Origin of the sequence: Citrobacter sp. RHBSTW-00599 (assembly GCF_013784065.1) — a bacterium.
Taxonomy (GTDB): domain Bacteria; phylum Pseudomonadota; class Gammaproteobacteria; order Enterobacterales; family Enterobacteriaceae; genus Citrobacter; species Citrobacter braakii.
Map to the genome: position 1 here is coordinate 4,259,532 of NZ_CP056717.1, position 22,974 is coordinate 4,282,505.

Below are 22,974 nucleotides of genomic sequence, written 5' to 3' on the forward strand. Positions count from 1 at the left end.
TCATTTTTAACTGTACAAAATAACAGTACAATCGTGTAAACCAGGCTATAATAATGCCTGGTTTTTTAATGGGTACGCAGCGTGGCGCAGGCAGGCTTTATTTTAACCCGGCACTGGCGGGACACCCCGCAGGGAACTGAGGTCACATTCTGGCTGGCTACGGACGACGGGCCGCTACAGGTCACGCTCGCGCCTCAGGAGTCGGTCGCGTTTATTCCTGTCAGTCAGGTTCCCCGTGTAGCGTCATTATTACGCAATGAAAACGGCTATCGTCTGACGCCGCTGCAATTGCAAGACTTCCACCGCCAGCCCGTTTCCGGCCTGTATTGCCGCTCACATCGCCAGCTCATGCGGCTGGAAAAGCTCCTGCGTGAAAACGCAATTACCGTCTACGAGGCCGACGTGCGTCCGCCGGAACGGTATCTGATGGAGCGTTTTATCACCTCGCCTGTTTGGGTTGAAGGCGACAGACATAACGGTACGCTGGTTAATGCCCGGTTGAAGCCGAACCCTGACTATCGACCGCCGCTGAAATGGGTCTCGCTGGATATCGAAACCACGCGCCACGGCGAACTCTACTGTATCGGCCTTGAAGGCTGTGGGCAGCGTATTGTCTACATGCTCGGCCCGGCAAACGGCGATGCCTCAGCGCTGGATTTTGAACTTGAATACGTCGCAAGCCGCCCGCAGTTACTGGAAAAGCTCAACGACTGGATTGCCTGTCACGATCCTGATGTGGTAATCGGCTGGAACGTCGTGCAATTCGATTTACGCGTCCTGCAAAAGCATGCTGAACGTTACCGCATTCCCCTGCGTTTTGGCCGTGACAATAGCGAGCTGGAGTGGCGCGAACATGGCTTCAAAAATGGCGTATTCTTCGCGCAGGCTAAAGGTCGCCTGATTATCGACGGCATTGAGGCGCTTAAATCCGCATTCTGGAATTTCTCATCCTTTTCACTGGAAACGGTGTCACAGGAGCTGCTGGGCGAAGGGAAGTCGATAGATAATCCCTGGGACAGGATGGACGAAATAGATCGCCGGTTTGCCCAGGATAAACCCGCGCTCGCCACCTACAATCTCAAAGACTGTGAGCTGGTCACGCGTATTTTTCATAAAACCGAGATCATGCCATTTTTGCTGGAACGATCGACGGTAAACGGCCTGCCGGTCGACCGGCACGGCGGTTCCGTTGCCGCCTTCGGCCATCTCTACCTACCGCGAATGCACCGGGCGGGCTATGTGGCACCGAATCTGGGGGAAGTTCCCGCGCACGCCAGCCCCGGTGGCTACGTGATGGACTCGCGCCCGGGTTTGTACGACTCCGTGCTGGTGCTGGATTACAAAAGCCTGTACCCGTCAATTATTCGTACTTTTTTGATCGATCCAGTGGGACTTATCGAAGGGATGGCACAGCCGGATCGGGAACACAGTACCGAGGGGTTCCTTGACGCCTGGTTCTCACGCGAAAAGCACTGTCTGCCGGAAATTGTTACCCAGATCTGGCATGGGCGTGATGAAGCCAAACGCCGCGGCAATAAGCCGCTCTCACAGGCGCTGAAAATCATCATGAACGCGTTTTACGGCGTGCTTGGCACCACCGCCTGCCGTTTTTTTGACCCGAGGCTGGCTTCGTCTATCACCATGCGCGGTCACGCGATCATGCGTCAGACCAAAGCGCTGATTGAGGCTCAGGGTTACGACGTCATCTATGGCGACACCGACTCCACCTTTGTCTGGCTTAAAAAGGCGCACTCGGAAGACGATGCGGCCCGGATTGGTCGGGAGCTGGTGAGCTATGTCAACAACTGGTGGGCGCAATCGCTGAAGCAGCAAAACCTGACCAGCGCGCTGGAGCTGGAATTTGAAACCCACTTTTGTCGCTTTCTGATGCCGACCATTCGCGGTGCAGATACCGGCAGCAAAAAACGCTACGCCGGAATGATTCAGTCGGGCGCTGAGCAACGCATGGTCTTTAAAGGTCTGGAAACGGTACGAACCGACTGGACGCCGCTGGCCCAGCAGTTTCAGCAGGAGCTGTACCTGCGAATTTTTCGTAACGAGCCTTATCAAGAGTTTGTTCGCGAGACTATCGACCGTCTGATGGCGGGTGAACTGGATGAACACCTGGTGTACCGCAAACGCCTGCGCCGCCCGTTGAGCGAATACCAGCGGAATGTTCCGCCGCACGTTCGCGCCGCACGGCTCGCCGATGAGCAGAACGTCAAACTGGGGCGTCCTCAGCAGTATCAGAATCGTGGCACGATTAAATATGTCTGGACGATAAATGGACCTGAACCTGTTGATTATCAGCTATCTGCACTTGATTACGAGCATTATCTGACCCGCCAGATCCAGCCGGTTGCCGAGGGAATTCTTCCCTTTATTGACGATAATTTTGCTACACTACTCACAGGACAACTGGGGTTATTTTGACGCGTGACGAAACCGCCGCCATCCAGTACCATAGCGCCCTTTCCATTCCTGGACCCATTTAACACCCCTACCACTGATTTATTAGCCTGGTAGCGGGGTCATATGCTCTCAATAACGGGGACTAGCCCGGAAAATGACGAGTATTGCCTGCAATTAAAGATATAGAGCCGAACATATATGCCTTTTACACTTGGTCAACGCTGGATCAGCGATACAGAAAGCGAATTGGGACTTGGTACTGTTGTCGCCATGGATGCGCGAACCGTCACTTTACTTTTCTCATCGACGGGTGAAAACCGTCTGTATGCGCGCAGTGATTCCCCCGTGACCCGCGTGATGTTCAATCCTGGTGACACGATTACGAGCCATGAAGGCTGGCAACTGCATGTCGATGAAATAAAAGAAGAAAACGGCCTGCTTGCCTATATCGGAACCCGCCTTGATACCGAAGAAACCGGTGTAACGCTGCGTGAAGTGCTGCTCGACAGCAAACTGGTTTTCAGTAAACCCCAGGATCGCCTGTTTGCCGGCCAGATTGACCGTATGGACCGCTTTGCGCTGCGCTATCGCGCACGTAAATTTCAGAGCGAGCAGTACCGTATGCCGTGGAGTGGCTTGCGTGGCCAACGTACCAGCTTGATCCCCCACCAGCTCAACATTGCCCATGATGTCGGCCGTCGTCATGCCCCTCGCGTGCTGCTGGCAGACGAAGTGGGTTTAGGTAAAACCATTGAAGCTGGGATGATCCTGCATCAACAGCTGCTGTCAGGCGCCGCGGAGCGCGTGCTGATCATCGTCCCGGAGACGTTACAGCACCAGTGGCTGGTCGAAATGCTGCGTCGTTTCAACCTGCGCTTTGCGCTGTTTGATGATGAGCGTTATGCAGAAGCGCAGCACGATGCCTACAACCCGTTTGAAACCGAACAGTTGGTTATCTGTTCGCTGGACTTTGCCCGTCGCAGTAAACAGCGTCTGGAGCACCTGTGTGATGCCGAGTGGGATCTGCTGATTGTCGATGAAGCCCATCACCTGGTGTGGAGCGAAGACGCGCCCAGCCGTGAATATATGGCCGTTGAACAGCTGGCAGAGCGCGTACCAGGCATCCTGCTGCTGACCGCAACGCCGGAACAGCTGGGCCTGGAAAGCCACTTTGCGCGCCTGCGTCTACTGGATCCAAGCCGCTTCCACGATTTCGCCCAGTTTGTTGAAGAACAGAAAAATTACCGTCCGGTCGCCGACGCCGTCGCCATGTTACTGGCTGGCAACAAGCTGAGTAACAATGAGCTGAACATGTTAGGTGACATGATTGGCGAACAGGACATTGAGCCGTTACTGCAAGCGGCAAACAGCGACAGCGAAGACGCCCAGAGCGCGCGTCAGGAGCTGGTTTCGATGCTGATGGACCGCCACGGCACCAGCCGCGTGCTGTTCCGAAATACCCGTAACGGTGTGAAAGGCTTCCCTAAACGCGAGCTGCATACCATCAAATTGCCGTTGCCAACCCAATACCAGACGGCCATTAAAGTCTCCGGCATTATGGGCGCGCGTAAGAGTGCGGAAGACCGCGCGCGCGACATGCTCTACCCGGAGCAGATTTATCAGGAATTCGAAGGCGACACCGGCACCTGGTGGAACTTTGACCCGCGCGTGGAATGGCTGATGGGCTACCTGACCAGCCACCGCTCGCAAAAAGTACTGGTTATCTGCGCGAAAGCCACCACTGCGCTTCAACTGGAGCAGGTTCTGCGCGAGCGCGAAGGTATCCGCGCCGCCGTATTCCATGAAGGGATGTCGATCATTGAACGTGACCGCGCTGCGGCCTGGTTTAGCGAAGAAGATAGCGGCGCCCAGGTGATGCTGTGCTCTGAAATCGGCTCCGAAGGGCGTAACTTCCAGTTCGCCAGCCATCTGGTGATGTTTGATCTGCCGTTCAATCCGGACCTGCTGGAACAGCGTATTGGCCGTCTGGACCGTATTGGTCAGGTGCATGATATCCAGATCCACGTTCCATACCTGGAAAAAACCGCGCAATCCGTGCTGGTGCGTTGGTACCACGAAGGTCTGGATGCGTTCGAACACACTTGCCCGACCGGACGTACCATCTATGACACGGTATATAACAATCTGATCGGCTACCTGGCTGAGCCAGAAAACACCGATGGCTTTGACGATCTGATCAAAACCTGTCGCGAACAGCATGACGCGCTGAAAGCACAGCTGGAGCAAGGTCGCGATCGCCTGCTGGAGATCCACTCTAACGGCGGCGAAAAAGCGCTGGCGCTGGCTGAGAGTATTGAAGAACAGGACGACGATACCAGCCTGATCGCCTTCGCCATGAACCTGTTTGATATCGTTGGTATTAATCAGGATGACCGTGGCGACAATTTGATCGTGCTGACACCGTCCGATCATATGCTGGTGCCGGATTTCCCAGGGCTGCCGGAAGATGGCTGTACCATTACGTTTGAGCGTGATGTTGCCCTGTCGCGTGAAGACGCGCAGTTTATTACCTGGGAGCATCCGCTGATCCGTAATGGTCTGGATCTGATCCTCTCCGGCGACACCGGAAGCAGCACCATTTCTTTGCTGAAAAACAAAGCATTACCGGTCGGTACTCTGCTGGTTGAACTGGTCTACGTCGTTGAAGCGCAAGCGCCAAAACAGCTGCAGTTAAACCGCTTCCTGCCGCCAACCCCGGTACGCATGCTGCTGGACAAAAACGGCAACAACCTTGCCGCGCAGGTTGAATTCGAAACCTTTAACCGTCAGCTCAGCGCCGTTAACCGCCACACCGGCAGTAAACTGGTCAACGCCGTACAGCAGGATGTGCATGCCATTCTGCAACTCGGTGAAGCGCAGGTAGAAAAATCGGCCCGCGCGCTGATCGACGCGGCGCGCAAAGAAGCGGACGAGAAGCTGACGGCTGAACTCTCCCGTCTGGAAGCGCTGCGTGCCGTTAACCCGAACATCCGTGATGACGAACTCAGCGCCATTGAAAGCAATCGTCAGCTGGTGATGGAAAGCCTGGATCAGGCGGGATGGCGTCTGGATGCCCTGCGCCTGATCGTCGTGACGCATCAGTAACGGAGCCTGACATGGGGATGGAAAACTATAATCCGCCGCAGGAACCCTGGCTGGTTATCCTGTATCAGGATGAGCACATTATGGTGGTCAACAAGCCGAGCGGCTTGTTGTCCGTGCCGGGTCGTCTGGATGAACACAAAGACAGCGTGATGACGCGTATTCAGCGCGATTACCCGCAGGCTGAATCCGTACATCGTCTGGATATGGCAACCAGCGGCGTGATTGTAGTGGCGCTAACTAAAGCGGCAGAGCGCGAGCTAAAGCGCCAGTTTCGCGAACGCGAGCCGAAGAAACAGTATGTCGCACGCGTCTGGGGACATCCCGCTCCGGCCGAGGGGCTGGTTGATTTACCGCTGATTTGCGACTGGCCGAATCGGCCAAAGCAGAAAGTGTGTTATGAGACCGGAAAATCGGCGCAGACCGAGTATGAAGTGGTGGAGTTCGCGGAAGATAACACCGCCCGGGTCGTGCTCAAACCCATTACCGGACGCTCCCACCAGTTGCGTGTGCATATGCTGGCATTAGGGCATCCGATTCTGGGCGACCGCTTCTACGCCCCGCCACAGGCCCTGGCGTTAGCGCCGCGCCTGCTGCTGCACGCAGAGATGTTAACTATCACGCATCCCGAATACGGCAACAGTATGACGTTTAAAGTTCCGGCAGATTTTTAAACGCAGGTCCCATTTAGGCCGGTGGGCTTCGCTTGCCCGGCCTACAGTCATTAACGTAGGCCGGATAAGGCGCTAGCTGCCACCCGGCATAACGATTATTTAAAACCTTTCTGTTCTTTAATTAACTCGTAAGCTTTTTGAATTTCCTGCGCTTTTTGCTTCGCCATTTCCATCATTTCTGGCGGCAGGCCTTTCGCCACCAGTTTGTCCGGATGGTGCTCGCTCATCAGCTTACGGTATGCGCGCTTAATGGTGGTCGCATCATCGGTCGCTTTCACACCCAGCACATTGCAGGCGTCTTCCAGCGTCGGACCGCGTTGCGTCTGCTGCCAGCCACCGCCGCCGGACTGCTGCTGATATCCGCCGCCAAACTGGGCGCCGCCCTGCATCATGCGCAGAAACTGATCAAACTGGGTACGTGAGATCCCCAACTCTTCAGCAATCACATACAGCACTTCACGCTCGTTCGGATGCAACGACCCATCGGCAAAAGCCGCCTGGATCTGAATCTCCAGAAACATGCGGATCAGATCGAAGCGGCCAAAACAGACGCTGCGAAACTGACGCATTTTTTCACGTAATGGGTAATTGTCCGATTTTCCCACCCGGAAGGCATGTTGCGCGGCGGTACGCGAGTCACCGTGCAAATTCATTCGATCCATCAATTGACTGGCGATATGGATATCGGCTTCCGTGACGCGACCTTTGGATTTGGTCAGATGCCCCATCACCTCAAAAGTGGTGGCAAAAAACAGCGCCTGGCGTTCACGCTGGTTGGCAAACCACGCCATTTTGCGCATGCGGGCTTTGTCGAACATGTGGCCAACTAACAGGCCCAGAACCACACCCCAGAAGCCGCCGCCCATCATTAAGGCCACGGCGACACCAATTATCTTTCCCCAATACTGCATAGACTCCCCAAATCTTTCTGCTCTCTGCCAGGATATGTCCCACAATATAAGGTGCTTTTACCGATTTACGGCTGCGGTCAATTGTGGGACATCGCCTATAATTTGCATTATCATACCTGTCATTCTATGCCGTGCCTAACACCACAAACGCTATACCCGTTGGATTTCGAGTTGCAACAAGGCGGCAACGCAGTGACCAATTCGTCTGGAACGAAGATGCAGCTTGAAAGGTGGCGGGATAAAATGGGCAGGATTAATACTAGCGAAGTGAAGATGAGATAAGTTAGGCTGTGACCGTTTGTCACGCGCGACGCTACTGATGATGGAACAATAAATACAACGTATGAAAAAACGTATTCCCACTCTTCTGGCCACCATGATTGCCAGCGCCCTCTATAGCCATCAGGGTCTGGCAGCCGATCTCGCCTCACAATGTATGCTGGGCGTGCCAAGCTATGACCGTCCTCTGGTACAGGGCGAGACCAATGAATTACCCGTCACCATCACTGCTGACAACGCGAAAGGGAATTACCCGGATGACGCGGTGTTTACTGGCAATGTGGACATCGCACAGGGTAACAGCCGCCTGCAGGCCGACGAAGTGCAGCTTCATCAGAAGCAGGCAGAAGGCCAGCCGGAGCCAGTTCGTACCGTCGATGCGCTTGGCAATGTCCATTATGATGACAATCAGGTTATTCTGAAGGGGCCGAAGGGCTGGTCTAATCTGAATACCAAAGATACCAACATCTGGGAAGGTGATTATCAGATGGTAGGCCGTCAGGGGCGCGGAAAAGCCGATCTGATGAAGCAGCGTGGGGAAAACCGCTATACCATTCTGGAAAACGGTAGCTTCACCTCTTGTCTGCCAGGTTCCAATACCTGGAGCGTCGTCGGTAGCGAAGTCATTCACGACCGTGAAGAACAGGTCGCAGAGATCTGGAACGCCCGTTTTAAACTGGGTCCGGTTCCGGTCTTTTACAGTCCTTATTTACAGTTACCCGTCGGCAATAAGCGTCGCTCTGGTTTCCTGATCCCGAACGCAAAATACTCTACCAATAACTATTTTGAGTTCTATCTCCCGTATTATTGGAACATTGCGCCCAATATGGACGCCACCATCACGCCGCATTATATGCACCGTCGTGGCGGTATCATGTGGGAGAACGAATTCCGCTACCTCACCCAGGCGGGCGCAGGTCTGATGGAGTTCGACTACCTGAATTCCGATAAAGTGTACGAGGATGAACATCCGAAGGATGACAATTCCCGCCGCTGGCTGTTCTACTGGCAACACTCTGGTGTAATGGATCAGGTGTGGCGTTTTAACGTTAACTACACCAAGGTCAGTGACTCCAGCTACTTTAACGATTTTGATAATAAATACGGTTCCAGTACCGACGGCTACGCCACGCAAAAATTCAGCGTCGGCTATGCGGTACAAAACTTTGATGCGACGGTTTCGACCAAGCAGTTCCAGATCTTTGATGACCAGAACAAAAGTAGTTATTCCGCTCAGCCACAGTTAGATGTCAACTACTACCAGAATGATGTGGGCCCGTTTGATACCCGGATTTATGGGCAGGCGGTCCATTTCGTTAATACCAAGGACTACATGCCAGAAGCGACGCGTGTTCACCTTGAACCAACAATTAATCTGCCGTTGTCGAATAACTGGGGAAGTATCAATACCGAAGCGAAACTGCTGGCAACTCACTATCAGCAGACTAACCTGGATTGGTACAACAGCAATCCGAGTAACGTTAACAAGCTCGATGATTCAGCCAACCGCGTCATGCCGCAGTTTAAAGTTGACGGCAAGATGATCTTCGAGCGCGATATGAACATGTTAGCGCCGGGCTATACCCAAACGCTGGAGCCCCGTGCGCAGTACCTGTATGTACCGTATCGCGACCAAAGTCATATCTATAACTATGACTCGTCCCTGCTGCAATCTGACTACAGCGGCCTGTTCCGTGATCGTACCTATGGCGGTCTGGACCGCATCGCGTCTGCCAACCAGGTAACGACCGGGGTCACATCTCGCGTTTATGATGACGCTGCCGTTGAACGTTTTAATATTTCTGTGGGTCAAATCTACTATTTCACCGAGTCTCGCACCGGCGATGACCATATCGAATGGGAGAATGACGACAAAACAGGCTCATTGGTATGGGCAGGTGACACCTACTGGCGCATCTCCGATCGCTGGGGTTTACGCAGTGGGGTCCAGTACGATACCCGTCTGGACAGCATCGCAACCAGCAACAGCAGCATCGAATATCGTCGCGACGAAAACCGTATGCTGCAGCTGAACTACCGTTATGCCAGCCCGGAGTATATTCAGGCTGCAGTGCCTTCCCGTGATGTGACTAAACCACAATATGAAAACGGGATTTCACAGGTGGGCGCGGTAGCAAGCTTCCCGATCGCCGATCGCTGGTCGATTGTCGGGGCTTACTACTTTGATACCAACGTGAACAAAGAAGCAGATTCCATGCTGGGCCTGCAGTACAACTCCTGCTGTTACGCCATTCGCTTCGGCTACGAACGTAAGCTGAACGGCTGGGATGACAAACAGCAGCACGCGATTTATGACAACACGATCGGCTTTAATATCGAACTACGCGGCCTGAGTTCCAACTACGGTCTCGGCACCAACCAAATGTTGCGTTCGAACATTTTACCGTATCAAAGCTCTTTATGATCTGATTGATTTACAACGTAATCCGCTTTGCGGTTAATTGAAATGGAAAAAGTATGAAGAACTGGAAAACGCTGCTTCTCGGTATCGCCATGATCGCGAATACCAGTTTCGCTGCCCCACAGGTAGTCGATAAAGTCGCAGCCGTCGTCAATAACGGCGTCGTTCTGGAAAGCGACGTCGATGGCTTAATGCAGTCAGTAAAACTTAATGCGGGTCAGGCTGGTCAACAATTACCGGACGACGCCACGCTGCGTCATCAGATCCTGGAACGTTTGATCATGGATCAAATCCTCCTGCAGATGGGTCAGAAGATGGGTGTTAAAATCTCTGACGAGCAACTGGATCAGGCGATTGCCAACATCGCCAAGCAAAACAACATGACGCTGGATCAGATGCGCAGCCGTCTGGCACAGGATGGCTTAAGCTATTCGACCTATCGTAACCAAATCCGCAAAGAGATGACCATCTCTGAAGTGCGTAACAGCGAAGTTCGCCGTCGCGTTACTATCCTGCCTCAGGAAGTGGATGCTCTGGCGCAGCAGGTCGGCAACCAAAACGATGCCAGCACCGAGCTGAACCTGAGCCACATTCTGATCCCATTACCGGAAAACCCAACTTCTGACCAGGTTAACGCGGCTGAAAGTCAGGCGCGCTCTGTTGTTGACGAAGCGCGTAACGGTAGCGATTTCGGCAAACTGGCTATCACCTATTCCGCTGACCAGCAGGCGCTGAAAGGCGGCCAGATGGGTTGGGGACGTATTCAGGAGCTGCCGGGCATCTTTGCCCAGGCGCTAAGCACCGCGAAAAAAGGCGATATCATCGGCCCAATTCGTTCTGGTGTCGGCTTCCACATCCTGAAAGTTAACGATATGCGTGGTCAAAGCCAGAGCATCTCCGTGACCGAAGTTCATGCCCGCCATATTCTGCTCAAGCCATCGCCGATCATGACCGATCAACAGGCGCGTCTGAAGCTGGAACAAATCGCAGCTGATATTAAGAGCGGTAAAATAACCTTCGCGGCAGCGGCTAAAGAGTTTTCTCAGGATCCGGGTTCTGCCAACCAGGGCGGCGATCTGGGCTGGGCTGCAGCGGATATTTTCGATCCCGCTTTCCGCGATGCGCTGACCAAACTTCACAAAGGCCAGATGAGTACCCCGGTGCACTCCTCTTTCGGGTGGCATCTGATCGAGCTGCTGGACACGCGTAACGTTGATAAAACTGACGCGGCGCAGAAAGACAGAGCTTATCGTATGCTGATGAACCGTAAATTCTCGGAAGAAGCGGCGACCTGGATGCAGGAACAGCGCGCCAGCGCCTACGTTAAAGTTCTGAGCAACTAATGACTCGTATTCAACGCGTTGTGATCACTCCCGGCGAACCCGCCGGGATTGGCCCGGACCTGGTGGTTCAGCTCGCCCAGCGTGAGTGGCCTGTAGAACTCGTTGTCTGTGCGGATGCCGCACTCCTCAGTGATCGGGCAGCAATGCTCGGTTTACCGCTTTCACTCCTCCCATACTCTCCAGATACCCCAGCCAGACCGCAATCAGCAGGTACGTTGACGCTGTTGCCGATTGCGCTGCGGGCGCCTGTTATCGCGGGTCAGTTGGCGGTAGAGAACGGACAATATGTGGTGGATACGCTGGCTCGCGCCTGCGATGGTTGTCTGCAAGGTGAGTTTGCGGCGCTGATTACCGGTCCGGTACACAAGGGCGTAATCAATGACGCAGGCATCCCGTTTACCGGACATACCGAGTTTTTTGAAGAGCGCTCACAGGCGAAGAAAGTCGTCATGATGCTGGCGACTGAAGCGCTGCGCGTTGCCCTGGCAACCACTCATTTGCCGCTCAGAGCCGTTGCCGACGCCATTACGCCTGCTCTGCTTAAAGAAGTGATCGGTATTTTGCATCATGATTTGCGCACCAAGTTTGGCATTGCCGATCCGCATATTCTGGTGTGCGGTCTTAACCCGCATGCCGGTGAAGGTGGTCATATGGGAACGGAAGAGATAGACACCCTCATTCCGGTCCTTGATGAACTGCGTGCGCAGGGGATGAAATTAAACGGCCCGCTGCCCGCAGATACCCTGTTTCAGCCCAAATATCTCGACCACGCGGATGCCGTGCTGGCAATGTACCACGATCAGGGTCTCCCCGTGCTAAAATACCAGGGATTTGGTCGCGGTGTGAATATCACGCTGGGCCTGCCCTTTATTCGCACATCCGTCGATCACGGCACCGCGCTTGAACTTGCGGGTCGTGGGCAAGCAGATGTAGGCAGTTTTATTACGGCGCTTAATCTCGCCATCAAAATGATTGTTAATACCAATGAATAATCGAGTCCATCAGGGCCACTTAGCCCGTAAACGTTTCGGGCAAAACTTCCTCAACGATCAGTTTGTGATCGAAAGTATTGTCTCTGCTATCAACCCGCAGAAAGGTCAGGCTATGGTCGAAATCGGCCCGGGCCTGGCAGCGTTGACCGAACCTGTAGGCGAACGCCTGGACAAGCTCACGGTCATTGAACTGGACCGCGATCTCGCCGCCCGCCTGCAAACACACCCGTTTTTAGGGCCGAAGCTGACGATTTATCAGCAAGATGCCATGACCATGAACTTCGGCGAACTCGCACAAACGATGGGTCAGCCGCTGCGCGTATTCGGCAACCTGCCGTACAACATCTCCACGCCGCTCATGTTCCATCTTTTTTCCTATACTGATGCCATCGCCGACATGCATTTCATGTTGCAAAAAGAGGTGGTCAACCGTCTGGTTGCAGGGCCAAACAGTAAAGCGTATGGTCGATTAAGCGTCATGGCGCAGTATTACTGCAATGTGATCCCGGTACTTGAAGTGCCGCCATCCGCATTTACGCCTGCGCCTAAAGTCGATTCCGCCGTGGTGCGTCTGGTCCCTCACGCGACAATGCCGTACCCCGTTAAAGATGTTCGTGTGCTGAGCCGTATTACTACTGAAGCGTTTAATCAGCGTCGCAAAACGGTACGTAATAGTCTCGGCAACCTGTTTAGCGTTGAAGTACTGACAGAGCTGGGCGTTGATCCGGCGATGCGAGCGGAAAATATCTCTGTCGCGCAATACTGCCGGATGGCTAACTATCTGTCAGAAAACGCGCCATCGAAGGAGAGTTAAACATGATCAATTCGCCCCGAGTGTGCATTCAGGTACAAAGCGTCTACATTGAGGCGCAATCCTCACCTGATGATGAACGTTACGTTTTTGCTTATACCGTGACTATCCGCAATTTGGGGCGAGCGCCTGTGCAGCTGTTGGGGCGTTATTGGTTGATCACCAATGGTCATGGCCGTGAAACCGAAGTTCAGGGCGAAGGCGTGGTTGGCGTTCAGCCCCACATCGAACCTGGCGAAGAGTACCAGTACACCAGCGGTGCGGTGATTGAAACACCGCTGGGTACCATGCAGGGTCATTACGAAATGATCGATGAGCAAGGGATCGCCTTTACCATCGACATTCCCGTGTTCCGACTCGCCGTTCCTACACTCATTCATTAAAACAATAGCTATGGCAACATACCTCATTGGCGACGTTCACGGTTGTTACGATGAACTGGTAGCCTTGCTGCACCAGGTTGACTTTAATCCAGAACAAGACACCTTATGGCTCACCGGCGATCTGGTCGCGCGTGGGCCAGGGTCGTTAGACGTTTTGCGCTACGTTAAATCGCTGGGCGACAGCGTGCGGTTAGTCCTCGGTAATCACGATTTACACCTGCTGGCCGTGTTTGCTGGCATCAGCCGTAATAAACCAAAAGACCGGCTCACGCCGCTGCTTGAGGCACCGGATGCTGACACGCTGCTTAACTGGCTACGTCGCCAGCCGCTGTTGCAGGTTGATGAAGAGAAGAAACTGGTCATGGCGCATGCAGGGATTACCCCACAGTGGGATCTGCAGACGGCGAAGGACTGTGCTCGCGATGTTGAAGCCGTGCTGTCGAGCGACTCTTATCCATTCTTCCTTGATGCCATGTACGGCGACATGCCAAATAACTGGACCCCGGAACTGACGGGGCTGGCGCGCCTGCGTTTTATTACCAACGCGTTTACCCGCATGCGTTACTGCTTCCCCAACGGTCAGTTGGATATGTACAGCAAAGAGTCGCCAGAAGATGCGCCTGCCCCGCTGAAGCCGTGGTTTGCCATTCCTGGACCGGTCAGTGAAGCCTATAGCATTGCATTCGGGCACTGGGCATCGCTGGAGGGCAAAGGCACGCCAGAAGGTATTTACGCGTTAGATACGGGGTGTTGCTGGGGCGGGGATCTCACCTGTCTGCGCTGGGAAGACAAACAGTACTTTGTACAGCCATCAAATCGCCATCTGAATCTGGATCCCGGCGAGGCCGTCAACGCCTGATAGTCGTCTGCCGGATGGCGGTGCTTACACCTGATCCGGCAGACGAATGTGCAATCTGTAAGCCTGATTAGCGCAACGCCATCAGGCATCCACATTAACGACGTTCCAAAATCTCGAAGCAGTAGCTGTGGGAGTTTTGCGCGTCAGCATCGTGGAATTCACTGAACACTGATTCCCAGTCATCCGGTTCGTAGTCCGGGAAATGCGTATCCCCTTCAACTTCCGCATCAATGTGTGTCAGATACAGTTTCTGCGCTTTCGGCAGGAACTGCTCATACACACGCCCACCGCCAATAACCATAATTTCAGGTTCATCGCCACAGGCCGCGATCGCTTCCTCAACAGACTTCACCCACTGCACGCGATCGTCGGTGCCAGGCTTGCTGCTGATGACAATATTTTTACGCCCTGGCAACGGTCGCCCGATGGATTCCCACGTGTGGCGTCCCATGACAACCGGCTTGTTTAAGGTATTACGTTTAAACCAGGCGAGATCGGCAGGTAGGTTCCATGGCATGGCATTTTCCATACCGATGACGCGATCTACCGCTAACGCCGCAATCAGACTGATCATTGAATGTTTCCCGGATACAAAAAAATTGTCGCCACTATACGGAAAGCGCAATCTTTCGTCGACTGGCGGAAAGAGGATGAGCATGAAAATTTTCCGTTCTGCTGGCGAACCGACCTATTTAAGGTGGTACGCCAGCATTACAGTAGTTCAAAAACAGCCAATTAGCAGTAAAGTTTGCAGAACATCACATTTTTTACCCTATGCTGACGGTTTCACTTCCGGCTCATCGGCGACGTCGCCCGTATGCTTACCTTCATCCGTGCCTTGCCAGCCATGGCGTTGAATTAATGATAAGTGCTGACGATCTTCCGCAATAATTTCGCTCAGCATTTCGCTGGTGCGTTTATATACCGCCGCGCGGGACGTTGCGTCATTTTCCCCTTTCACCATCTCCTCAACCATCAGCGTGTTGAAGCGGCGGAATACATCGGCCCGCTCACGCGCTTCATAGCGTCCAAGCCCAAGACCTTCCAGTGCCAGACGTCCGGTCTTCAGCGCGCCCTCAAAGGTTTCACGTTCCGGCATCTCCACGCCAGCCTGGCGCAGGCGGATGTAATGATCCACATCGCGCGCACGGGCAATAATTTGCAGATGCGGGAAATACTGTTTCACCATTTCGGTCAGTTGCAGGCTGGTTTGCGGATCGTCAATGGCGTTAATAATAACTTCAGCTTTAGCCGCCCCGGCAGACTCCAGCAGATCCATCCGCGTCGCATCGCCATAGAAAACCTTCATGCCGAATTTACGCAGCGTTTCGATATGGTCCGGGTCATGATCAAGAACCACCATTTTGACCCCGCTCGACAACAACAGACGACCGGTTATCTGACCAAATCGCCCAAACCCGGCGATGATCACCCGAGGTTGTTCCTCGTCGATTTCATCTGCTTCCCGCTCTTCACCGGTCGCCGATTTTTCCAGACGCGTCAGAATTACCAGTAAAATCGGCGTCGCCGCCATCGACAGCGCCACCGCCAGCGTCAGAGATTTCGCCCAATCAGGATCAAGCACGTTTGCCATTTGCGCCGCGCCAAACACCACGAAGGCAAACTCACTGCCCTGCCCTAATAACACGGCAAACCATCTGCGCTGCTTGTTCGGCACCTGTAAGGGTTTCGCTATCAGCCACAGCATGACGGTTTTGATAACCAGGAAACCGACCAACAGAATGATAATGCGCAAGGGATTATCAATCAGCGTACCAAAGTCGATAGACATCCCGACGCCGATGAAAAACAGTCCCAGCAGCAGCCCTTTAAATGGCTCGATATCGCTTTCCAGCGCGTGACGATACTCAGAGCTTGCCAGCAGCACGCCAGCCAGGAACGCCCCCATCGCCATCGACAGTCCAACCTCTTCCAACAACAGACCGAAGCCAAAAACGAGGAACAGCGCAACGGCACTGAATACTTCCCGTAGGCCAGAGCGAGCGACAAAACGCAAGGCCGGACGCGTCACATAACGCCCCAGCAACACCACCAGCACCAGGGCGCTCGCCACTTTAAGGGCGGAGAGCGCAAACGCCCCAAGCGTTGTCGATGCGCCACTCGCCGCAAGTAATGGGATCATCGCCACCAGAGGAATAGCGGCGATATCCTGGAACAGCAGCACGGCAAACGCGCTGCGTCCCATTTGCGAAACCATCAGGTTACGTTCATTCATCGCCTGCATAGCAATAGCCGTGGAGGAAAGCGCCAGCGTCATGCCGATCAGTTCCGCTACCTGCCAGCGCAGGCCGAGGAACATACAGAACAAACCAATCAGACCGCCGCATACCACCATCTGCAGCGCACCACCACCGAACACCGAGGCCCGCAGTTTCCACAAACGTTGCGGATCCAGCTCCAGACCGATGACAAACAGCATCAGCACCACGCCGATCTCGGCAAAATGCAGGATTGATTCAGCGTCGGTCACCATCCTCAGACCCCATGGTCCAATAATGCACCCTGCGATGAGATACCCCAGCACTGATCCTAGCCCCAGTCGCACGGCAATGGGGACAATCAGCGCCGCCGATCCGAGATAAATCAGCGCCTGTATTAGCGTATGGTTATCCATGATGAACCTCCTGCCACTCCAACAGACGCTGTTTGTAATGACGCGCCTGCGCCTGCAGAGTTTCATCATCACAGATAAACGTACAGTGCATCGCAAACGGCGGCAGCCATTTGAGGCCACAGTAGAGCGCCGTTGCCTGTAAGGGCTGGGAAAGCACATCAAATCCGGGATGGGAGCCAATATCAAAGTGGTTTTCGCCGCCGCCGGTCGTCACTGCCCACAGCAGATGTTTACCGTGGAGCGCTGTCCCGCCGTGGCCATATGCCCAACCGTGCGAAAGGACCTTATCCATCCACAGCTTGAGTAAGGGAGGTGTGCTATACCATTGCATAGGATGCTGCCAGATAATCAAATCAGCGCGCGCCAGCGCATCCTGTTCAGCGGCAATATCGATATTGAAGTCGGGGTAGAGCTGGTAGAGCGAGCGGATCTCCACGCCCTCCAGCATCCTTGCCTGTTCAAGCATCCGCTTATTCGCATGCGAGTGCTGCGGATAGGGATGCGCATAAATGATGAGGATCATGATTAGCCTGTTTCACTGCATTATTGTAATAACAGTGAGTTTAGTCAGTTAATCCGCAGGCTAACAGTCAATATTATTGAGTGGTTGAATGGAGAAAACTGAACTAGTTATCCAGTTCGCTCATATCTTTAACCTGATCGCGGTTAATTTGTTCCGTCTTACCCGTTTGCGCATTTTTGTACGACACCAGGCCTGTATCATCATCGACTTGCGGTTTGCCGTCGGTCACGATTGTTTTGCCATCGGTAGTTTTAACCGCCTGGTTCGAGGAGCAACCGGCTACGGTGAACAGTGCTGCTGCGGTAAAAATAGAGGTGATCAGAATATGTTTTTGCATGGTGTTCTCCCTGCTTTTCAGTCGTTTTCAGTGATATACCCGTTAACTGTAGGCTAACTGACTGAGTTGCAGGGAAAATACAGAACACTCCTAATAACCCGTCCTGGTCACGGGTTTACTGCGGATCGTCATTTGGCTAGTTTGCGCCAGCGTCAGGCCTCGCGTTTCCGGGGCGAAAGCGATGGACACGAGCAGGCCGATCAGCGAAATTCCCGCCCCCATCAACATGACATTACTGATCCCGTATTTGGTGATGAACACTGGCAGCGCCCAGGTTGAAACAATGGTGCCGATACGGCTTAAGGACATAATCACCCCGACGGCAGACGCACGAATATCGGTGGGAAACAGTTCGTTAGGGTATAGCCATTGCAGGTTTCCTGGTCCCCCAGAGAAAAATGCGTATACGGCAAACGCCAGCACCACCAGCCACGCGCCCATATCAGGGATTAACCCCAGCACGGCCAGCGCCAGCGTCATCATAATGAAGCTGCCAATTAACAGCGGTCGTCGGCCCGCGCTATTAAGCCAGAACATGGGAGGAATGCATCCCAACATAAAGCACAAGCTGATTACCACATTTCCCAACGCGGCGCTTTTCCCGGCACCAAGCCCCAGCAGCCCCACAATCTGCGGACCAAAGGTATAAATGGCAAACATCGGGATCACCTGACAAGTCCAGATAGCGGCGACAAACAGCACAAACGGGAAATGACGGCGATTAAATAGCTGAAGAAAGCGCGTCTCCTGCGGCGCTTCTTCGTCGAACACCACCGGTTCACCGAACAGTTTGATCATCATCTCCTCACACTCTTTCACCCGACCTTTACGCAGCAGCCAGCGCGGCGATTCAGGAAGATCGAAACGCCCAATCAGGATCAAAATGCAGGGGATCACCGCGCTGCCCAACATCCAGCGCCATCCGCCCTCAACATCATACAACCAGTAGCCGACCAGATCGGCACAGGTGGCGCCGACATACCACATAGCGGCGATAAAACCGATGGAGAAAGCGCGCTGGCGGGTATTGGAAAACTCGGTGATCATCGAGGTGGCGATCGGGTAGTCGGCACCAATCACAATGCCGATCAGCACGCGCATTACCAACAACTCAACGGGCGAGGAGACAAACATGGTTGCCGCCGATATCACGCCAATGGCGATAATATCGATAATGAACATTTTGCGCCGCCCGACCTTGTCGGAAATGTAGCCAAACAGCGACGTCCCCACAAACAGACCCGCGAGCGTACCGGCGCCCAGCAGACCAATCCACTGCGCATCCAGTTTCAATGCTGGCGTGAGCTGTTCCAGTGCCACGCCAATCATCACCAGCACATAACCATCCAGAAACGGCCCACCGCTTCCCCACAGCATTATCCGGCGGTGAATAGAGGTGAATTTGATGTCATCAAAGTTCCTGGGCTGCTGCATGGTTATGTCCTGTTTTATTTTAACTTAATGCCTGATGACGTTACGCTTATCAGGCCTACGCATTGTTCCTGTAGGCCGGATAAGGCGAAGCCGCCATCCGGCACCAGGTTTAGCCGTAGCGGAACTCCACGCCAAACGTCCCACGCGGGTATTCCCATTTTTCCAGCGCTGTATCCAGTCCTAGAATGCGGCACGTTCCGCATTCCAGGCATCCGGCATAATCAAAACGTACGCTACCGTCATCCTGCTTTTTATACAGGCCAGCCGGACAGGCCTTAATCAGCACCTCCAGCGCCTGTTTATCAGGATCGGTTTTGAGAATGATATGCGGACTGTCTTCATCCACATTGAACTTATTGACGCCCAGTTTGACGTCCACGTTGACGGGAGATGTCATAATACGGTCACTCCTTTCAGGCCATCTTTCATCAGGTTGATGAAGCCCACTTTCTTCGCATGGCGCAGGATTTTTTTACGCATTGGCACCGGTGCCGAACCATCCACGGTGAACAGGTCGCGCGCAATGCTGACCGCCATTTCCGGATAAGCGGTAAACATGCGTGGGTTATCAAGAAAAGCGGGTAGCTTCTGATACATGCGCATATCGCGCATCGGGCCTTCGTCCAGATGCTGACGGTATTCCCCCAGCGACTGCTTGCTAAAATCGTCGCGCTTCATTGCGGAAAGCACCGTTTTCGCCGCCGCTTCACCTGCGGATATGGCGAGATCCATACCGCGAATGGTAAAGCCGAGGTTCATACACATTCCGGCAGCGTCACCAGCAATCAATACGCCGTCCCCCACCAGTTCTGGCTGCATGTTGATACCGGCTTCCGGTACGACGTGCGCGGCATATTCCACCAGCTTGCCACCGGCGATCAGCGGGGCAACCGCCGGATGCTGTTTGAAATCTTCCAGCATTTGCGGAACCGATTTTTTCGCATCTTTCAGATGATGAAGGCCGCAGACCAGCCCCAGAGAAAGGGTCGTTTCATTCGTATAGAGAAAGCCACCGCCCATCAACCCATCGGTGGGCGATCCGGCAAACAGACAGGCAGCCCCTTCGTTCCCTTGTAACTGGAAACGATCTTCAATTACCGATTTCGGCAACTCGATCAGCTCTTTTACGCCGACGGCAACATGCGATGCCTCGACGCGCTTTGCCATACCCAACTTTTCAGCCAACAGAGAATTCACTCCGTCGGCAAGGATCACCACTTTGGCTTCCAGAATATCGCCATCGGCTTCCACGCCCACGACTTTGCCCTCGCGCTGCACAACGTTATCCACGCGGATACCGGTGATGAGCTGAGCGCCCGCCTCTTCGGCCTGTTCCATCAGCCAGGCGTCAAATTTACTGCGTAAGACAGAGTAAGAAACCTGCGACGATTTGGCGTCTTCGCCGTTGCAATAGTCGATGGTCATCGCCCCTTTGTCGGTCATAAAGGCGAGTTTTTCGTGGGTGATGATGCGTTCAATGGGGGCCTGCTCAGCAAAACCGGGAATGATATTCTCCAGGCTATGCGCATACATGCGCCCACCGGTGACATTCTTCGCGCCAGCAGAATTGCCGCGCTCGATAACCAGCACCTGTGCGCCCTCCCGAGCCAGCACCAGCGCCGCAACCGAACCCGCCAGACCTGCACCCACGATGATGGCATCAAAGATATCTTCGGACATACGTACTCCTGTCAGCGGCAGGACACCTTCGCATCCTGCCCGAAATGGTTTAACGCGCTAAAGCAGCCGTCAGCGCAGGCAGGATCTTCAGCGCATCGCCAACGATGCCAAAATCCGCATACTGGAAAATCGGCGCATTTTTATCTTTGTTGATGGCGAAAATCGTCTGCGCGCCGTTGGCGCCGACCATATGTTGGATCTGCCCGGAGATCCCCACGGCCAGATACAGTTCAGGCTTGAGCATCAGGTTGGAGATGCCGACGTAGCGTTCGTGCTCCATCCACTTCTCGTTTTCCGCCACCGGACGGGAGCAAGCCAGCTCGGCACCAATCGTCTGGCACAGCGCCTCCGCCAGCGAGATATTTTCTTTGCTGCCGATCCCGCGTCCCACGCTAACCACCAGACGGGCTTTGTCGAGGTCGACGCTGTTGCTCTGACGTGCCTGAGTTGCCGTACGAGTAACGGCTATAGCCGGAGCCTGCCATGACACGGTGTGCACCTCGCCGCTGCGGGCGGTATCCGGTTGCTGCGCGTCAAACGTTCCACTGCTGAGCGTTATCACGGCGAACGGTGAAGCGATTGTTTCTGCCCCCATCGCCAGGCCGCCGTAGACCATATGTTTTACCGCCGCTTTTCCGTCCTGCACGGCGACTGCACTGGCGTCGTTGGAGACCGCTGCCGACAAGCGAAAACCCAGTTTTGCCGCTAACAGCTTGCCGCGACGCGTATTTGGCAGCAGCACCGCCCCGCCCTCGCTGTGCTGACGAATCGTTTCGGCCATCACATCAGCGTAGTCTTCGACCATACGGTCTTCTGGTTTACCGCTGAGTAACCAGACATCATCTGCGCCTAAATGGCATGCCGTCGCGCAGTCCGCTTCACTCAGCACAAACGTGTTAACTTTTTCACCTAAAGCCTGCGCACCATTCATCAGTTCCGGCAGACGAGAAGGGGTATCGCTGAATACCCAGATACTGGAAAATTTGTTCATAACATCCCCTGATAATTAAATGATTTTGCGAAGATTCTCGACAAACGCGGCAATCTGTTCTTCACCGTCACCTTCAATTACAACGCGCTGACGCTCGCGCTGCTTCGGTGCAGCAACGTGTTGTTCGGAATATGCCTGCGCGCTGTTCAGGCCAATGTCTGCCGGCGACCAGACCTGAACCGGTTTTTTCGCCGCGCCAAGAATGGCTTTCATGGAAGGGATTTGTGGGGTGTTGATGTCCGTTGAGACCGCGATCACCGCCGGAAGCGGAATGCTCAGAGTTTCGACTTCATCTTCCAGTTCACGCTCTACCGTCAGAGTGCTGTCGGTAAGAGAGAGGATTTTACTCACGCCGTTAATCGCCGGAATGTTCAGCGCTTCGCCCACCAGCAGACCAACCTGCTGAGCATAAAGATCGGAAGAACCGTCACCGCAAATAAGCAGATCAAAACCTGCTTTTTGCGCGGCAGCAGCCAGCGCGCTGGCAGTTTGTTGCGGCAGCGCCTGCTCAAATTGATCGTCAATAACAACAATCAGTTCATCTGGGCCACGGGAAAGCACATCTTTTCGCCCTTTTGCATTGGTCAGCGCTTTGCCGCCGACGCTCATGGCCACAACCAGGGCCTCTCCTGACTGTTGTTTCAACTGACAAGCCGCTTCGATCGCATTCAGATCATACTGGCTTATTTTGCCATCCGCTTTGCTGAAATCGAGTGAGCCATCAGCATTATTAATCGCAATATCCTGTTCATCAGGTACGCATTTGTAGCAAGTAATTATCTTCATTGCATCTCCAGAAATCATGAAGGAAACGTATTTATATCGGCAGTGTTAAATACAGATATCACGCTCTTTAATTCGGAAATAAAACCTTAATCACCAATATTGAAAATGTCACACATTGAAATTCGTAACTTTCAATAGTGTTATGCACCTCACCAATATTGAAAGAATCACGTCAAATATGAAAATTTTCAATATTGTCTGCGGGTTCAACAATATTGAACGCCAGCCACTTAAAAAAGTTAAAAAACCACATTCAAATAATTGATTAAAAACAAAAAATATCAAATTTTTAAGCGAATCACTCAGCATAAAAAAGTGTGACGAAGATAACAGAACCACCCGATATGAATACTCATTATGGGTTACTCACTGAGGCGCTCCCAGAGGTTAAAAAGTTATC

General features: G+C 53.6%; 19 protein-coding genes. 9 read left to right on the forward strand and 10 right to left on the reverse strand.

Annotated elements, in window-relative coordinates:
- Nucleotides 1–81: 81 nt before the first annotated feature.
- From polB to rluA, 3 genes are all read left to right on the forward strand, one after another.
- On the forward strand, nt 82–2,433 hold the full coding sequence (gene polB / locus HV243_RS20785; protein WP_053388880.1) for a DNA polymerase II: 2,352 nt from the start codon (nt 82–84) through the stop codon (nt 2,431–2,433).
- Nucleotides 2,434–2,610: 177 nt separating this feature from the next.
- Nucleotides 2,611–5,517 (forward strand): RNA polymerase-associated protein RapA, encoded by a 2,907-nt coding sequence (rapA, locus tag HV243_RS20790; RefSeq protein ID WP_053388879.1) that lies wholly within the window; start codon nt 2,611–2,613, stop codon nt 5,515–5,517.
- Nucleotides 5,518–5,528: 11 nt separating this feature from the next.
- The gene (gene rluA, locus HV243_RS20795) at nt 5,529–6,188 is read left to right on the forward strand and encodes a bifunctional tRNA pseudouridine(32) synthase/23S rRNA pseudouridine(746) synthase RluA (protein ID WP_016151668.1); all 660 of its coding nucleotides are present in this window, start codon (nt 5,529–5,531) and stop codon (nt 6,186–6,188) included.
- Between the two features lie 95 nt (nt 6,189–6,283).
- Here rluA and djlA read toward each other — a convergent pair whose 3' ends face one another.
- On the reverse strand, nt 6,284–7,099 hold the full coding sequence (gene djlA / locus HV243_RS20800) for a co-chaperone DjlA (protein ID WP_046276044.1): 816 nt from the start codon (nt 7,097–7,099) through the stop codon (nt 6,284–6,286).
- Nucleotides 7,100–7,442: 343 nt separating this feature from the next.
- Here djlA and lptD point away from each other — a divergent pair, with 343 nt between their 5' ends.
- Genes lptD through apaH form a run of 6 tightly spaced genes read left to right on the forward strand, consistent with a single transcriptional unit; the run spans nt 7,443 to nt 14,188 of the window.
- Nucleotides 7,443–9,803 carry an LPS assembly protein LptD gene (gene lptD, locus HV243_RS20805; protein ID WP_181603871.1) on the forward strand — a complete coding sequence of 787 codons (2,361 nt, stop codon included), beginning with the start codon at nt 7,443–7,445 and terminating at the stop codon, nt 9,801–9,803.
- Between the two features lie 53 nt (nt 9,804–9,856).
- Nucleotides 9,857–11,143 (forward strand): peptidylprolyl isomerase SurA, encoded by a 1,287-nt coding sequence (gene surA, locus HV243_RS20810; protein WP_053388877.1) that lies wholly within the window; start codon nt 9,857–9,859, stop codon nt 11,141–11,143.
- Nucleotides 11,143–12,135: a 4-hydroxythreonine-4-phosphate dehydrogenase PdxA gene (pdxA, locus tag HV243_RS20815; RefSeq protein ID WP_053388876.1), complete on the forward strand. Its 993-nt coding sequence runs from the start codon at nt 11,143–11,145 to the stop codon at nt 12,133–12,135. The genes surA and pdxA overlap by 1 nt, the downstream gene beginning before the upstream one ends.
- Nucleotides 12,128–12,949: a 16S rRNA (adenine(1518)-N(6)/adenine(1519)-N(6))-dimethyltransferase RsmA gene (gene rsmA / locus HV243_RS20820; RefSeq protein ID WP_003018865.1), complete on the forward strand. Its 822-nt coding sequence runs from the start codon at nt 12,128–12,130 to the stop codon at nt 12,947–12,949. The genes pdxA and rsmA overlap by 8 nt, the downstream gene beginning before the upstream one ends.
- A gap of 2 nt (nt 12,950–12,951) precedes the next feature.
- Nucleotides 12,952–13,329 (forward strand): Co2+/Mg2+ efflux protein ApaG, encoded by a 378-nt coding sequence (apaG, locus tag HV243_RS20825; protein WP_003018867.1) that lies wholly within the window; start codon nt 12,952–12,954, stop codon nt 13,327–13,329.
- A 10-nt stretch (nt 13,330–13,339) separates the two neighbouring features.
- Complete coding sequence (gene apaH / locus HV243_RS20830; RefSeq protein WP_016151663.1) at nt 13,340–14,188, forward strand: bis(5'-nucleosyl)-tetraphosphatase (symmetrical) ApaH; 849 nt, start codon at nt 13,340–13,342, stop codon at nt 14,186–14,188.
- A 94-nt stretch (nt 14,189–14,282) separates the two neighbouring features.
- Here apaH and folA read toward each other — a convergent pair whose 3' ends face one another.
- The 9 genes from folA to HV243_RS20875 form a co-directional block, all read right to left on the reverse strand.
- On the reverse strand, nt 14,283–14,762 hold the full coding sequence (folA, locus tag HV243_RS20835) for a type 3 dihydrofolate reductase (protein ID WP_016151662.1): 480 nt from the start codon (nt 14,760–14,762) through the stop codon (nt 14,283–14,285).
- A 198-nt stretch (nt 14,763–14,960) separates the two neighbouring features.
- Entirely contained in the window at nt 14,961–16,823 is a 1,863-nt protein-coding gene (kefC, locus tag HV243_RS20840) for a glutathione-regulated potassium-efflux system protein KefC (RefSeq protein WP_016151661.1), read from the reverse strand.
- On the reverse strand, nt 16,816–17,346 hold the full coding sequence (kefF, locus tag HV243_RS20845) for a glutathione-regulated potassium-efflux system oxidoreductase KefF (protein ID WP_016151660.1): 531 nt from the start codon (nt 17,344–17,346) through the stop codon (nt 16,816–16,818). The genes kefC and kefF overlap by 8 nt, the downstream gene beginning before the upstream one ends.
- 103 nt (nt 17,347–17,449) lie before the next feature.
- On the reverse strand, nt 17,450–17,683 hold the full coding sequence (locus HV243_RS20850) for a YgdI/YgdR family lipoprotein (RefSeq protein WP_003018880.1): 234 nt from the start codon (nt 17,681–17,683) through the stop codon (nt 17,450–17,452).
- Nucleotides 17,684–17,773: 90 nt separating this feature from the next.
- The gene (locus tag HV243_RS20855; RefSeq protein WP_016151659.1) at nt 17,774–19,117 is read right to left on the reverse strand and encodes an MFS transporter; all 1,344 of its coding nucleotides are present in this window, start codon (nt 19,115–19,117) and stop codon (nt 17,774–17,776) included.
- Nucleotides 19,118–19,226: 109 nt separating this feature from the next.
- Entirely contained in the window at nt 19,227–19,514 is a 288-nt protein-coding gene (gene fixX, locus HV243_RS20860) for a ferredoxin-like protein FixX (protein ID WP_000203736.1), read from the reverse strand.
- The gene (locus HV243_RS20865) at nt 19,511–20,797 is read right to left on the reverse strand and encodes an FAD-dependent oxidoreductase (RefSeq protein WP_047358345.1); all 1,287 of its coding nucleotides are present in this window, start codon (nt 20,795–20,797) and stop codon (nt 19,511–19,513) included. Before HV243_RS20865 ends, fixX begins: the two co-directional genes overlap by 4 nt.
- 49 nt (nt 20,798–20,846) lie before the next feature.
- Nucleotides 20,847–21,788: an electron transfer flavoprotein subunit alpha/FixB family protein gene (locus HV243_RS20870; protein WP_053388875.1), complete on the reverse strand. Its 942-nt coding sequence runs from the start codon at nt 21,786–21,788 to the stop codon at nt 20,847–20,849.
- A gap of 15 nt (nt 21,789–21,803) precedes the next feature.
- Entirely contained in the window at nt 21,804–22,574 is a 771-nt protein-coding gene (locus HV243_RS20875; RefSeq protein WP_053388874.1) for an electron transfer flavoprotein FixA, read from the reverse strand.
- Nucleotides 22,575–22,974: the final 400 nt, after the last annotated feature.